Source organism: Nocardioides massiliensis, from assembly GCF_030811215.1.
Classification (GTDB): Bacteria; Actinomycetota; Actinomycetes; order Propionibacteriales; family Nocardioidaceae; genus Nocardioides_A; species Nocardioides_A massiliensis.
Map to the genome: position 1 here is coordinate 24467 of NZ_JAUSQM010000001.1, position 13393 is coordinate 37859.

The window sequence follows — 13393 nt, forward strand, 5'->3', positions numbered from 1 at the left end:
GGGCTCGACCAACCGGGAGAAATGGCTCAGGGCCCGACCGGGGAGGGAGGGTGGTCGGGCCCTGATCAGTCCAGCCACTGCGGACCAGCGCACGGACTTCGAGAGCCAGCCTGGGAGGGAGCGTTGCCACTGGCTCTCGGGGTGGTCAACGAGTGCTGCGGAGGGGGGTTACGGCGGTTCCTGGATCATTTTCGCCGGCGTCCTCGAGCGGTCAGGAGACCCCGACGATCGGCAGTCGCAGGGCGCCCGGCGCCATCGCGGGTACGGCGGGGGCGGCCGGTGCGACGGGGTCGATCCGCTCGTAGTCCGCCCCCAGCGGCGGCCGCGGGTCGGCCGCGCCCTTGTTGGGCCAGTAGGCCATGGCGCGCTCGGCCTGGGCGGTGATGGTCAGCGACGGGTTGACCCCGAGGTTGGCCGAGATCGCCGAGCCGTCGGCGATGTGCAGCCCGGGATAGCCGTAGACCCGCTGGAAGCCGTCGATCACCCCGGTCTCAGCGGAGTCACCGATGGTGCACCCGCCGATGAAGTGGGCGGTCAGGGGCCGGTTGAACGGCTCGCCGATCGTCCCGCCCGCGGTGCCGCCGAGGACGCCCGCCATGCGGCGTACGACCTCGTTGCCCGACGGGATCCAGGTCGGGTTCGGGATGCCGTGACCCTGGCGCGAGCTGAGATACCACCGACCGGTCAGCTTGCTCCGCTTCGGGAAGACCGTGATCGAGTTGTCGATCGTCTGCATGACCAGCGCGATGACGGTCCGCTCCGACCAGTGCTTGAAGTCGTAGAGGTTCTTGACGTTGCGCCGCTCCGCCCACAGCTCCTTGAGCCACACCCGCCACCGCGGCAGCGGCCCGTCACCGTCGGTGAGCACCGTCTGCAGCAGCGACATCGCGTTGCTGCCCTTGCCGTAGCGCACCGGCTCCACGTGGGTGTCGTCGTCGGGGTGGAACGAGGAGGTGATCGCGATGCCCTGGCTGTAGTCCACGGACTTGTCGGGTGCGATCGCGCCGAGGATGGACTCGGAGTTGGTGCGCGAGAGGTGACCGAGCTGGTCGGAGAGCTCCGGCAGGTGGCCCTCGACCTTCATCCGGTGCAACAGCCGCTGCGTGCCGAGCGCGGAGGCCGCGAAGACGACCTGGTCGGCGGCGAGGGTGCGGCGGGTGCGCCGGCTGGGACGCTTGGCCTTCGTGTAGCGCACGTCGACGTCGTAGCCCCCACCCGCGCGCGGGCTCACCCGGGTCACGGTGGTCAGGGGCAGCACCTTCGCGCCGTTCTGCTCGGCGAGGTAGAGGTAGTTCTTCACCAACGTGTTCTTGGCGTTGTAGCGGCACCCGGTCATGCACGCGCCACACGCCCGGCAGGGATTGCGGTCGGGGCCGGCGCCGCCGAAGTACGGGTCGTCGATGGGCACGTCGGCGTGGTCCTGCGGCCCGCCGAAGAACACGCCCACCGGCGTGGGGTGGAACGTGTCGCCCACGCCCATGTCCTGGGCGACCTTCTCCATCACCTCGTCCGACGGCGTGCGCAGTGGGTTCTCGACGACGCCGAGCATCCGCTTCGCCTGGTCGTAGTACGGCGCCAGCTCGTCGCGCCAGTCGGTGATGTGGCTCCACGCCGGGTCGGTGTAGAACGGCGCGAGCGGTTCGTAGAGCGTGTTGGCGTAGACCAGCGAGCCGCCGCCCACGCCGGCGCCCGAGAGGATCAGGCAGTCGCGCAGCGCGTCGATCCGCTGGATGCCGTAGCAGCCCACCTCGGGGCGGAAGAGGTACTTCGACAGGTCGAACGAGGTGACCGGGAAGTCGTCGTCCTCGAAGCGCGCACCGGCCTCGAGCACCCCGACCTTGTAGCCCTTCTCGGTCAGCCGCAGCGCCGCGACCGAGCCTCCGAATCCGGACCCGATGACCAGGACGTCGAAGTCCGTACGCCGGGGGTTGCTCAAGGACGCCCCACCTTCTTCATCAGCTTGAGGTTGGCGGTGAAGATCTTGGCGAACGCCTCGTCGGAGAGCCCGAGGACCGGCGAGAACCGCATCAGGCGCTGCGTCGCCACCGACTGGCTCTCGGTGTAGCGGTGGATGCCCTCCGCGCCCTGGCGGCGGCCCATGCCGGACTCGCGCATGCCGCCCATCGGGGCGTCGAGGCTGGCGAACGTCGCCGCGAACGCCTCGTTGATGTTGACCGTGCCGCACTTGACGTGGCGGGCGATCGCGCGGGCGCGCTTGCCGTCCTGGCTGTAGATCGCGGCGTTGAGGCCGTACTGCCCCTCGTTGGCGCGGGCGACGGCGTCGGCCTCGTCGGAGAAGCGGTAGAGCGAGATGACGGGGCCGAAGGTCTCGTCGCCGAAGCAGGTCATGTCGGGGGTGACGCCCTCGAGAATGGTCGGCTCGAAGAAGTACGGGCCAAGGTCCGGACGCGCCTTGCCGCCGGCGAGCACCCGCGCCCCCTTGGACACGGCGTCCTCGACGTGGGCGGTGACGGTCTTGAGCTGGTCCTCGGAGATCAGCGAGCCCATGTCGCTGCCCCAATCGAGCCCGGGCTGCAGCCGCAGCGCCTTGGTGCGGGCGACGAACTTCTCCACGAACCGGTCGTAGACCTGGTCGGCGACGAAGAGCCGCTCCATCGACACGCACAGCTGACCCGCGTTGGAGAAGCTGGCGCGGACCGCGCCCTCGGCCGCGCGGTCGAGGTCGGCGTCGCGCAGGATCATGATCGGGTTCTTGCCTCCGAGCTCCAGCGAGCAGCCGATGAGCCGCTCCGCGCACTGCTGGGCGATGAGCTTGCCGGTCGCGGTCGAGCCCGTGAAGCAGATGTAGTCGGCGCGGGCGATGATCTCCGAGCCCAGCACCCGACCGGGACCGGCCACGACCTGCCACAGGTCGGCGGGGAACCCGGCCTCGCGCAGCAGCTGGGCGCCGTACAACGCCGTCAGCATGGTCTGGGCGTCGGGCTTGGTCACCACGGCGTTGCCGGCCATGAGTGCCGGCAGGCCGTCGCACAGCGCCATCGTGAAGGGGTAGTTCCACGGCGCGATGATGCCGACGACGCCCTTGGGGACGCGGTTCAGCTCGACCCGGGTGAGGCCGGGCACGACGCCGATCTTGCGCTCGGTGCCGAGGTGCTTGCGCGCGGTGCGGGCGTAGTAGCGCGCGGTGAGCGCGACGTGGAGGGTCTCGTCGAAGGCGTCCTTGCGGGCCTTGCCGGACTCCCAGCAGACGAGGTCGAGGATCTCGTCCTGGCGCTCGAGCACGAGGTCGTGCAGGCGCAGCATGATCGCCGAGCGCTCCTCCAGCGACGTGCGCGCCCACTCGCGCTGCGCGGCGCGGGCGCGGACGAACGCCTCCTCGACGTCGTCGGCCGACGACTGCGGCATCATCGCCAGTCGCTGCCCGGTGAGCGGCGTGTAGGTCGGCACCTCCTCGCCGGTCGAGGACACCACCAGCGCGGTCAGCGCCGCGGTCTGCTCGGGCTCGAGGGCGTACGTCGCCCCGGGGTCGTGCTCGGGGTCGGCGGGCCCGCCCGGGCCGAGTCCGGCGGCAGCAGGTGTCGGGTTCGAGGCGCTCATGGTGCCGAGCGTAGGTGAGCACGGACACCGCCACCAGAGGTGGTTACCGACGAGTTCGCTCTACGGGTGCGATTTACACCACGGCGAGGTTTGTCAAGGTCGGCATCGCGTCAGAGCAGCCGGCGGTCGGAGGCCCAGCGGGTGAGCTCGTGGCGCGAGGACAGCTGGAGCTTGCGCAGCACCGAGCTGACGTGGGTCTCGACCGTCTTGACCGAGATGAACAGCTCGGAGGCGACCTCCTTGTAGGCGTAGCCGCGGGCGATCAGCCGCATCACCTCGCGCTCGCGCTCGGTGAGCCGGTCGAGGTCCTCGTCGACCTGGGCGACCTCGATGGTGCCGGCGAAGGCGTCGAGCACGAACCCCGCCAGCCGCGGGGAGAACACGGCGTCCCCCTCGGCGACCCGACCGATCGCGTCGACGAGCTCGGGGCCGGTGATGGTCTTGGTGACGTAGCCCCGGGCGCCGGCACGGATCGTGCCGATCACGTCCTCGGCCGCGTCGGACACGCTGAGCGCGAGGAAGCGCGTGTCCGGGCTGCCGGCCGGTCCGGCACCGGCGAGTCGGCGCATCACCTCTCCCCCGCCACCCCCGGGCAGGTGCACGTCGAGCAGCACCACGTCGGGCTGATGCCGGCCGATGGCGGCGACCGCCTCGTCGGCGTCCCCGGCCTCGGCGACGACCTCGACGGCGTCGCCCAGCTCGGCACGCACCCCGGCACGGAACATCGCGTGGTCGTCCACCAGGACGACGCGACGCCGACCGGGCTGGTCGGCTCGCTCGGACGAAGGGGTGGTGCTCATGGACGCTCCTGCTGGTCGGTGGCGGTCAGTGGCATCTGCAGGCGGATCTCCGTCCCCTCGCCGGGGGCGCTGCGCACGACGGCGCGGCCACCGTGGCGCCCCATCCTGTCGATGATGCTGCGGCGTACGCCGAGGCGGTCCTCGGCCATCGCATCGGGGTCGAAGCCGACGCCGCGGTCACGGACGAAGATCTCGGCCTGCGCGTCGGTGATCTCGGCGTACACGTCCACCCGGGGTGCACCGGCGTGCTTGGCGGCGTTGGCCATCGCCTCGCGCGCGGCGAGCACGAGCGGGCGGCTGCGCTCGTCGAACGGACGGTCCCCCACGACGACGATCTCGACGGGTACGGCGTGGGCGTCCTCGATCTCGGCCGCCGCCCGGCGCAGCTCCCCGGCGATCGTGCCGCCGTCGGGGACGGCGTCGTCGAAGAGCCAGGCCCGCAGGTCGCGCTCCTGGCTGCGCGCCAGCGTCGCCACCGCCCGCTCGTCGCCGGCGTGCTTCTGGATCAGCGCGAGGGTCTGCAGCACCGAGTCGTGCAGGTGGGCGGCCACGTCGGCGCGTTCCTGGGAGCGGATCCGCTCGGCGCGCTCCGACGACAGGTCGCGGGCCAGGCGCAGGATCCACGGCGCAAGCACGAAGGCCAGACCCGCACCGGCGAGGACCGCGGTGAGCACCATGTCGCGCGCCACCGAGAGGTCCCCGCTGCGGACGGCGAAGACGAGCAACGCCAGGACCAGCAGCACGACGCCGACGCCGACGCGGGCGAACGCCGCCGTACCCCCCTGGCCCACGAGTGCGCGGACGGTGCCGAGACGACCACGCCCAGCCATCCGCTCCTGCTCGGCCTCGTCGGCCTGGCGCCACAGCAGCGCGACCCCGCCGAGCGCGATCAGCGCGGGCCACCAGCCCAGGCCCCAGCCGGTGAGCACCTGCAGGAAGAGCGCGACGCCGACGGCCAGCACGACCAGCGCCACGACGAAACCGCTGTCGACCCACGATCCCGTGGCGTCGGGACGCTTCCCCTGCCGGCGCGCCGCGGCGAGGCCGGCAGGCTCGTCCTCCGGACGGGCGACCGGGAGCGCCAGCCACAACCCGGCGTACAACAGGACGCCGAACCCACCCAGCACGCCGCCCACGACGAACAGCACCCGCACGACCCGGGTCGGCAGTCCGAGGTGCTCGGCCAGACCCGCGGCGACGCCGCCGAGCCACCGGTCACCGGTGCGGCGGTAGGCGCGGCGGGGCTCATAGCCCTCTGCCGCAGGCGGGCGGGGCGCAGCTGTCGTCATGATGGACCGATCGTCACACAGCCCACCGTGCACGCACATCGGGTGAAGCCCTGACGCGTGACCCTGGGGTGGGTTCAGGGTCGTCCCCGATGGTGCGCGACGCCCGGACCGACCACGCTGGAGCCATGACCGAGACCTCGTACGGCGCTTCCCCGCCGCCTCCGCCGCCCCCGCCGCAGCGCGACCTGTTCGCGGGCCTGGACCAGCTGCGCCGCAGCACCACCGACCGCAAGATCGGCGGCGTCTGCGGGGGCCTGGCGCGTTACTGGAACGTCGACCCCACCATCGTGCGCGTCGCGGCGGCGGTGCTCGTGGTCTTCGGCGGCGCCGGTCTCATCCTGTACGCCGCCGGCTGGCTGCTCATCCCCCGCGACGACAGCGCGACCGCCCGCCTCGACCTCGACCGCACCGCCCGCGGGATCCTGCTGCTGATCGCCGTGCTGCTCGCCCTGGGCTTCCTGCTCGGCAGCGACGTGCTGTGGTGGCTGCCGTTCCCGCTGGCCGTGGTCCTGCTGATCGGGTTCATCCTGGTCTCGGTGCGCGGTGACCGACCGAGCTCGCCTGCGACGCCCCCGGCGGCCCCGCCGACGACTGCGGCGCCGCCCACCGCGCCGTACACCCCTGCCGCGCCCGAGCAACCCACTCCCGAGCAGCCCGCCCCGGCCGGTCGGAGCGGCGAGACCCCGCCTCCCGCGTGGTATGCCGCCGGACCGGTCACGCCGCCCCCGCCGGCGCCGCCGGCCGCGGCACCGGAGCCGCGTCGTCCGCGGCGTACCGGTCCACTCCTCATCGTGCCCACGATCGCGCTGATCGCCCTGGCACTCGGCGTCCTCGCGCTGTTCGACCTCAACGGCCTGAGCGTCGCCCCCGGCGCCTACCCCGCCCTCGCCGTGGCGATCACCGGCGCGATGCTGCTCGTCGGCACCTGGGTCGGACGCCCCGGCGGGCTGATCGCCCTCGGCCTGGTCGGCACCCTCGCGCTCGGTGGTGCGGTGACCGGGCAGGTGCTCAACGAGGTGTACGACGCCGGCCGGCTCACCGCGGTGCCGACGACGGCCACGCAGGTGGAGGCCCGCTACGCCGTCGCCAACGGCGAGCTGACGCTCGACCTCTCGCAGGTCGACGAGCTGGACGCACTCGACGGTCGGCGCATCGAGCTGCAGATGCGTGCCGGTGACCTGCAGGTGCGGGTGCCGCGCGGGCTCGACGTCACCGTCGACGCCGAGCTCGATCTGGCCGGCGAGATCCTCGCCTTCGACGATCGGCGCGACGGCTGGCGCCCGCGCCTGCGGACGACCGTCAACGACGGCGACAGCACCGGCCCCCACGTCACCCTCGTCCTCCAGGGCAACGTCGGCCGGATCTGGGTCGACCGTCCGGGCGCGTTCGGCTACCCCGTGGACCCCAGCCGCGACACCCTCGAGCTCGACCGCGAAGGAGCGAACCGATGAACGACGAGCCCACCACCCGCCTCCCGCTCGACGACGAGACCCGCGCCTTCACCACGGTCGAGGACGACCTGCGCGAGCACGAGCAGACGGAGCACGAGCGCGCCGAGCACGAGCAGGCGCCCCGCCGCGCGCACGTCGGCTACCTGCTCAGCGCGCTGTTCTTCCTCGGCGTGGCCGCCTTCTGGGCCGTGGGCCAGATGCTCATCGTCGACGTCGACGACGCCGCCCTGCTGGCGGCCGGCACGCTGATCGCGGTCGGCACGCTCACCCTGGTCACCTGGTGGGCGACGGCACTGCGGCGCTGATGGTCCGCTCGGCCCGGACTTCCGCCCGGACATGAACCGCGATGTCGGGGTGGTCGGTGAAGATGCCGTCCACTCCGGCGTCGAGGAACGCCGCGACCTCGTCGTGGGCGTCCAGGTTGCTCGGGCGGAACTCCGCCTCCGCCCGCAGTGTCCACACGTGGACCCCGAGCCCCACTGCGTGAGCGTCGGCGACCAGCGAGCTGGGTGCGCCGATCGCGCCCGTGGCGTCGCGGGGCAGCACCAGGTGCTTGGCCGCGCCGATCGCCGCGGCGTACGTCGCGACGGCGCGGAGCCCCGCGGGGGTGACCAGATCGGCGTACGTCCGGTCGTCCCCCGCGGCGACCAGGTCGTGCGGCGCCCCCGTGGCGTCGACGAGCTGGACGAGCGGGACCCGGCTCACCCGGGAGAGCATCCGCAGGTTGGCGGTCTCGAAGGACTGCACCAGCACGGGCGAGTTCGGCCGGTCCAGGTGGCGGCTGCGCAGCTCGGCGAGCAGCGGGCGCTCGAGACCGAGCCCGATCGAGGCGAAGTAGGACGGGTGCTTGGTCTCGGGGTAGACCCCGATGACCGTGCCGCGCCGGCGGCTCTCCCGCTGCGCGAGATCGAGGATCTCGGCGAAGGTCGGGATCCGGAACGCCCGGTCGTAGTGGGTGTTCTCCGGGCGCAGGCGCGGCAACCGCTCGACGGCCCGCAGGGTGCGCAGCTCCGCCAGCGTGAAGTCCTCGGTGAACCAGCCGGTCACCTGGCGGCCGTCGATCACCTTCGTCGCACGCCGGCCGGCGAACTGCGGACGCAGGGCGACGTCGGTGGTCTGGGAGATCTCGTTCTCGTGCCGCGCCACCAGGACGCCGTCGCGCGTGGAGACGAGGTCGGGCTCGATGTAGTCGGCGCCCTGGCGGATCGCCATGCGGTACGCCGCGAGCGTGTGCTCGGGGCGGTACCCGCTCGCGCCGCGGTGCGCGATGACCACCGGGGGCCGGTGCGGTGTCGCGTGCAGCGTCCGGAACGACATGGCTCCAGCAGGCCCGGCGCGGCTGACCGGCGCATGGCGCCCGGGCCACGCGCAGGTGAACTCCGCACGAAGGTCCGTAGGCTCCTGCAGGTGATGACGCGCTGGGGCCGGGACCTCGACCCCGACAACCCGTGGCCCGAGCACCCGCGCCCCCAGCTGGTGCGCGACGCGTGGAGCACGCTCAACGGCTGGTGGGACTTCGCCGTACGCCGCAGCGACGAGCCGGCGCCCGCCTCGCCGGAGGAGTACGACGGCGCGATCGTGGTGCCGTTCTCGCCCGAGACCGCGCTGTCACGCTCAGGCCGGGAGGGCCGGCCGCTCCAGCCCGACGAGACACTGCACTACCGCCGCCGGGTGGTCGTCCCGCAGCACGTGCACCGAGGCGACAGCCGACTACTGCTGCACTTCGGGGCGGTCGACCAGTCCTGCGTCGTGCGGGTGGACGGGGTCGAGGTGGGACGCCACGATGGCGGGTTCTGGCCGTTCACGATCGACGTGAGCGAGGCGTTCGTCCGCGGCTTCGGCGAGCTCACCGTGAGCGTGACGGACCCGACCGACACCGGGCCGGGGGCGCGCGGCAAGCAGCGCCTGGAGCCCGGCGAGATCTGGTATCCGGCGCAGTCCGGCATCTGGCAGACCGTCTGGTTCGAGGCGGTCCCCGCGGTGCACGTCACCGGTGTCGACTTCGAGCCGGTCGTGGACTCCGGCGATCCGGACCGCACACGGGTCCGCGTCACCGTCCGGAGCAATGCGTCCGCGACGGCGGTCGTGCGGGTCGGGGAGTCGACGGTCCGCGTCGAGACCGGCTCACCCGTGGACGTCCCGCTCCCCCACGCGCGGCTGTGGTCGCCGCACGACCCGTTCTGCTACGACGTGCTCGTCCACCTCGAGGACGACAAGGGCCGGACCGTCGACGAGGTCCGCAGCTATCTCGGGATGCGCTCGATCGAGGTCCGTCCGCCCGCGGGCGAACCAGGCGGCGTACCCACGTTCTGGCTCAACGGCCGCGCCCAGCCCATGATCGGCGTGCTCGACCAGGGCTACTGGCCCGACGGGTTGCTGACGCCGCCGTCGGACGACGCGCTGGTGCACGACCTCGAGACCGTGCGCGACCTGGGCTTCACCATGCTGCGCAAGCACGTGAAGATCGAGCCGCTGCGCTTCTACCACCACTGCGACCGGCTGGGTCTCCTCGTGTGGCAGGACCTCGTCAACGGCGGCGGCCGCTATCGCTCCTCCGTGACGCAGCTTCCCGGGATCCGGCCGGTGCGGCTGCGCGACCGCGGACCCCGCATGCGGGCGGTCTTCGGTCGCGCCGACGCCGACGGACGCGAGGTCTTCGAGCGCGACCTCGCGCGCACCGTGGCGCTGCTCGGCTCCAGCCCGTCGGTCGTGGTGTGGGTGCTGTTCAACGAGGGCTGGGGACAGTACGACACCCGACGCCTGACCGGACGGCTGCGCGCGCTCGACCCGACCCGCCCGATCGTGCCCGTCAGTGGATGGCACGACCAGGGCGGTGACGGCCCCGCGGAGCACGGCGAGGTCCGCTCGCTGCACGTCTACGGCAAGCCGGTGCGGGTCAACGCCCGGATGGCGCGCGCCGAGCGCGAGCGCGGGCGGGCACTGGCGATCGGCGAGTACGGCGGACTCCACCTGCCGGTCGACGGTCACCGCGTGGACGGCGAGGTGTTCGGCTACCAGGCGGTCGAGGACGCGGACGAGCTCGCGGCGGAGCTCGCCCGGCTCGAGCGCGACGAGCTGGGGCCCGCGCGCCGGGCGGGAGTGGCGGCCAGCGTCTACACCCAGCTCACCGACGTGGCCGGTGAGCTCAACGGCCTGCTCACCTGGGACCGTGAGGTGCGCAAGGTGGAGCGCTACCCGTTCGCGCGTCAGTGATCGGTGTGGTGTGAGGCGCACAGGACGGTGCCGGCCGGGTCCTGCATGACCCGCCAGAACTCGCCACCGGCACCCGTGGCGCGCGCACCCGCACGTTCGAGCATCGCCACCCCGGCCTCGAGGTCCGAGACCCGGACGTCGAGGTGGAAGCGCGCCGTGGTGTCGCCGACGCGCTGGGCCATCAGCCGCACGGGCATGGTGCGCGGCTGCTCGAACCAGCTGAACTCGGGAAAGTTCGGCCCACCACTGTGCACAGCCCATCCCGTGACGCCTGCCCAGAACGCGGTCTCGGCGGCGAACTGTGCTTCGGGCACGTCGATCATCACCTGCTCGACGCCGCACCGGGTGCCGTCCTTGTGGAGGCCCTGCTCGGGCGCCGCACCGGCCGGGTGGTCGACGAAGCAGAACGCCAGCCCCGCCGGGGACCGCAGCACCGCGTAGCCGTGCTCGTCGGGGTCGGCCACCAGCGTCGCGCCCGCCGCGAGAGCAGCCTGCGTAGCGGCGTCGATGTCGTCGACGTGGAGATCGACGTGGACCCGCGCTGGGCCGGCGTGCAGCTTCTGCAGCTTGAGCACCGGGTCCCCGGACTTCGGGACGACGGTGACGAACTCACCGTGCACCCCGCGCGCCGGCGACACCTTCCCGACCAGCGCGTGGGCCCAGAACCGCACCGTGGGCTCGAAGTGGGCGTCCGGGACATCGACGAACACGGTGATCCAGCGGGGTGCGGTAGCGCTCATGATCGGCAGGCTACGCCGCCGGCGTGGTGACGGCCGATGAGGCACGGCGAGCGTCCCACCACGGAACGATCCCGCGCCGTCCGCCGAGAAGGGAACCGCATGTTGTCCGCACGACACTCTGGATGCCGCGGCTTCGTGCTGCTCATCATGATGGTGGCGCCCGCCTTGGTTGGTTGTGGGGCCGACTCGACCGGTGCGGGCCGATGCCGGTGCACACGATCGGCGTCCGACTGCGACACCGACGGTCGACCCGGCACCCACGGTCCCGCACCAGAGCACAGCTCCCGAGGTGGACGAGCTGACCCACCGCTCGCCTCGGGTCTGTCCGCGACGACTTCCGCGACAGGACGACCCCGGCCACGGCTTCGGGCCCGAGGGGCACGCCCAGATCGCGCCCCTCCTAGCAACCCCCGAACGTGCGTGGGTCTGCAGGTACGCCGCCGTCGACGTGGGCCCGCACCCGGACGGGCAGGGCAGGACCTTCGGGTGGCAGCAGCGCGGGCGAGCACGGGCGGTCGGACCGGACCGGATGTCGGCGCTGACCGGACAACTGGCGCGGCTCGCCCCTCCCGCGACGGCGCAGCCCGAACGCGTCTGCACCGCCGACCTGGGAGAGCGATGGATGCTCGTCTACGCGATCGGGACGGACCTGACCGGCGTGGTGGCCGATGACTTCAGCTGTGGGGACATCCGCCTCACCGACGACCCGTTCAGGACTGCGCCGGGCGAGGCGACCCAGCCGGGGACCGTCGCTGGCGTCCTGGAAGCCCCCGGGTTCGTCGGACTGCTGAAGTCGGCGTGGACCGACGCGCGGTCATAGCCTTCGAAGAGTGGTCGATGGCGGGCGCACCGCGCGCGATAAACCGACCGTTCGTGACCATTCTTCAGCTAGACGTCGACCCAGCCGGTGTCGCCCCAGGTGACCTCGGCGGCGCCGGCCGTCGCCGCGGCGACGGCGGCATCGACCTCGGCGGTGCCCTCGGCCGGTGCTGCTAGGGCGAGCTCGACGCCGGTCGCGCCGTAGGTCGTCCCCGTGACGACCACACCCCGCGCCCGCAGGTCGTTCTCCGCGCGGCCGGCGTCGGCGTGGCCGACGGTGAGGGATCCCGTACGCCGCAGCTCACGGCGCTGCACCCCGGCCTCGTCGCACACGGCGCGCACCGCATCGCCGTACGCCCGCACCAGGCCGCCGGCGCCAAGCAGCACCCCGCCGAACCAGCGGGTGACCACGACGGCGACGTCGACGAGCTCACGGCCGCGCAGCACCTCGAGCATCGGGGCGCCCGCGGTGCCGGCCGGCTCCCCGTCGTCGCTGGAGCGCTGGATCTCGCCGCCGGGCTGGTCGGGACCGAGCACGAACGCCGAGCAGTGGTGACGGGCGTCCCAGTGCTCGCGGCGCAGCCGCTCCACGAGGGCGCGCGCCTCGTCCTCGGTCGCCGCCCGGACGACGTCGGCGCGGAAGCGCGAGCGCTTGATCTCGAGCTCGGCCGTGGCGGCACGGGCGACGGTGAGGGAGACGGTGTGGACCACCCGGCTCACCGCAGTCCAAGCACGTCGCTGCCGATCGTGACAATGAACGCGGCGACGACGAGCATGAAGAAGACCCGGACGAACTTCGCCCCCCGCGCGACGGCCAGCCGCGCGCCGGCGTACCCCCCGACGAGGTTGGCCGCCCCCATGACCAGGCCGACCTCCCACAGCACCGCACCCTGCGGCACGAACACACACAGTGCCGCGATGTTGGTGGCCCAGTTGGCCAACCGGGCCTTCGCGCTGGCCTCGAGGAAGTTGTAGCCGAGCAGGCCGACGAGCGAGAAGACGAAGAACGAGCCGGTGCCCGGCCCGAGCGCACCGTCGTAGAACCCCACGACCGCTCCGGCGATCATCGCGGCCTGGGTGTGCCGCCGGCCCGCGAACCTCAGCGCCGTGACCGCGCCCAGCTCCGGCTTGAGGACGACATAGGTCCCGACCACGACGAGGACCACGAGGATGATCGGGTCGAACGCCGAGCGCGGTATCAGCGACGCCACGAAGGCGCCGCCGACCGAGCCGAGGAAGGCACACACCATCAGCGGAATGAAGGTGCGGGGGTCGGGACGGACGCGGCGGTAGTACGTCGCCGCGCTGACTGTCGTGCCGCAGACCGAGCCGAGCTTGTTGGTCGCGAGGATCTGCACCGGCGAGGCGCCCGGCAGCCCTACGACCAGGGCGGGCAGCTGGATGAGACCGCCGCCACCCACCACCGCGTCGACGAAGCCGGCCGACAGACCCGCGAGCGCGAGCAGCGCGAAGGTCAGTGTCGAGACGTCGTCCACGGGTGGCGAGCGTACGCCTCAGACCTC

Annotated in this window: 12 protein-coding genes; 4 read left to right on the forward strand and 8 right to left on the reverse strand. The window is 72.6% G+C overall.

What is annotated here, in order from left to right; all coding sequences use genetic code 11:
• Positions 1 to 211: 211 nt before the first annotated feature.
• From J2S59_RS00115 to J2S59_RS00130, 4 genes are all read right to left on the reverse strand, one after another.
• A complete protein-coding gene (locus tag J2S59_RS00115) occupies positions 212 to 1936 on the reverse strand; it encodes a GMC family oxidoreductase N-terminal domain-containing protein (RefSeq protein WP_306824690.1) in 1725 nt (574 codons plus the stop codon).
• On the reverse strand, positions 1933 to 3558 hold the full coding sequence (locus J2S59_RS00120; RefSeq protein WP_068117881.1) for a succinic semialdehyde dehydrogenase: 1626 nt from the start codon (positions 3556 to 3558) through the stop codon (positions 1933 to 1935). Before J2S59_RS00120 ends, J2S59_RS00115 begins: the two co-directional genes overlap by 4 nt.
• 110 nt (positions 3559 to 3668) lie before the next feature.
• Positions 3669 to 4358 (reverse strand): response regulator, encoded by a 690-nt coding sequence (locus tag J2S59_RS00125; RefSeq protein WP_068117884.1) that lies wholly within the window; start codon positions 4356 to 4358, stop codon positions 3669 to 3671.
• Positions 4355 to 5647 carry an ATP-binding protein gene (locus J2S59_RS00130; RefSeq protein WP_181641594.1) on the reverse strand — a complete coding sequence of 431 codons (1293 nt, stop codon included), beginning with the start codon at positions 5645 to 5647 and terminating at the stop codon, positions 4355 to 4357. The genes J2S59_RS00125 and J2S59_RS00130 overlap by 4 nt, the downstream gene beginning before the upstream one ends.
• A 125-nt stretch (positions 5648 to 5772) precedes the next feature.
• Between J2S59_RS00130 and J2S59_RS00135 the strand changes: the two genes are divergently transcribed.
• Both J2S59_RS00135 and J2S59_RS00140 read left to right on the forward strand, forming a co-directional pair.
• The gene (locus tag J2S59_RS00135) at positions 5773 to 7098 is read left to right on the forward strand and encodes a PspC domain-containing protein (protein ID WP_181641595.1); all 1326 of its coding nucleotides are present in this window, start codon (positions 5773 to 5775) and stop codon (positions 7096 to 7098) included.
• Positions 7095 to 7403 carry a hypothetical protein gene (locus tag J2S59_RS00140; RefSeq protein WP_068117892.1) on the forward strand — a complete coding sequence of 103 codons (309 nt, stop codon included), beginning with the start codon at positions 7095 to 7097 and terminating at the stop codon, positions 7401 to 7403. Before J2S59_RS00135 ends, J2S59_RS00140 begins: the two co-directional genes overlap by 4 nt.
• Here the strand turns inward: J2S59_RS00140 and J2S59_RS00145 are convergent.
• On the reverse strand, positions 7372 to 8415 hold the full coding sequence (locus tag J2S59_RS00145) for a glycerophosphodiester phosphodiesterase (RefSeq protein WP_068117893.1): 1044 nt from the start codon (positions 8413 to 8415) through the stop codon (positions 7372 to 7374). The genes J2S59_RS00140 and J2S59_RS00145 overlap by 32 nt on opposite strands.
• A gap of 93 nt (positions 8416 to 8508) precedes the next feature.
• Here J2S59_RS00145 and J2S59_RS00150 point away from each other — a divergent pair, with 93 nt between their 5' ends.
• Positions 8509 to 10311: a glycoside hydrolase family 2 protein gene (locus tag J2S59_RS00150; protein ID WP_306825447.1), complete on the forward strand. Its 1803-nt coding sequence runs from the start codon at positions 8509 to 8511 to the stop codon at positions 10309 to 10311.
• Here the strand turns inward: J2S59_RS00150 and J2S59_RS00155 are convergent.
• Positions 10305 to 11051: a VOC family protein gene (locus J2S59_RS00155; protein WP_181641548.1), complete on the reverse strand. Its 747-nt coding sequence runs from the start codon at positions 11049 to 11051 to the stop codon at positions 10305 to 10307. The two genes, J2S59_RS00150 and J2S59_RS00155, sit on opposite strands and share 7 nt — an antisense overlap.
• Positions 11052 to 11340: 289 nt before the next feature.
• Here J2S59_RS00155 and J2S59_RS00160 point away from each other — a divergent pair, with 289 nt between their 5' ends.
• Entirely contained in the window at positions 11341 to 11871 is a 531-nt protein-coding gene (locus J2S59_RS00160) for a hypothetical protein (RefSeq protein ID WP_181641549.1), read from the forward strand.
• 68 nt (positions 11872 to 11939) lie between these two features.
• Here J2S59_RS00160 and J2S59_RS00165 read toward each other — a convergent pair whose 3' ends face one another.
• Both J2S59_RS00165 and J2S59_RS00170 read right to left on the reverse strand, forming a co-directional pair.
• Positions 11940 to 12590 (reverse strand): IMPACT family protein, encoded by a 651-nt coding sequence (locus J2S59_RS00165; protein WP_306824691.1) that lies wholly within the window; start codon positions 12588 to 12590, stop codon positions 11940 to 11942.
• Entirely contained in the window at positions 12587 to 13366 is a 780-nt protein-coding gene (locus tag J2S59_RS00170; RefSeq protein ID WP_068117414.1) for a TSUP family transporter, read from the reverse strand. Before J2S59_RS00170 ends, J2S59_RS00165 begins: the two co-directional genes overlap by 4 nt.
• Positions 13367 to 13393 lie beyond the last annotated feature (27 nt).

Excerpts from the sequence above, each read along its gene's own strand:
- J2S59_RS00135 (WP_181641595.1), top strand. The coding sequence starts at position 5,773 with ATGACCGAGACCTCGTACGGCGCTTCCCCGCCGCCTCCGCCGCCCCCG.
- J2S59_RS00125 (WP_068117884.1), bottom strand. The coding sequence starts at position 4,358 with ATGAGCACCACCCCTTCGTCCGAGCGAGCCGACCAGCCCGGTCGGCGT.
- J2S59_RS00120 (WP_068117881.1), bottom strand. The coding sequence starts at position 3,558 with ATGAGCGCCTCGAACCCGACACCTGCTGCCGCCGGACTCGGCCCGGGC.
- J2S59_RS00150 (WP_306825447.1), top strand. The coding sequence starts at position 8,509 with ATGACGCGCTGGGGCCGGGACCTCGACCCCGACAACCCGTGGCCCGAG.
- J2S59_RS00130 (WP_181641594.1), bottom strand. The coding sequence starts at position 5,647 with ATGACGACAGCTGCGCCCCGCCCGCCTGCGGCAGAGGGCTATGAGCCC.
- J2S59_RS00145 (WP_068117893.1), bottom strand. The coding sequence starts at position 8,415 with ATGTCGTTCCGGACGCTGCACGCGACACCGCACCGGCCCCCGGTGGTC.
- J2S59_RS00155 (WP_181641548.1), bottom strand. The coding sequence starts at position 11,051 with ATGAGCGCTACCGCACCCCGCTGGATCACCGTGTTCGTCGATGTCCCG.
- J2S59_RS00140 (WP_068117892.1), top strand. The coding sequence starts at position 7,095 with ATGAACGACGAGCCCACCACCCGCCTCCCGCTCGACGACGAGACCCGC.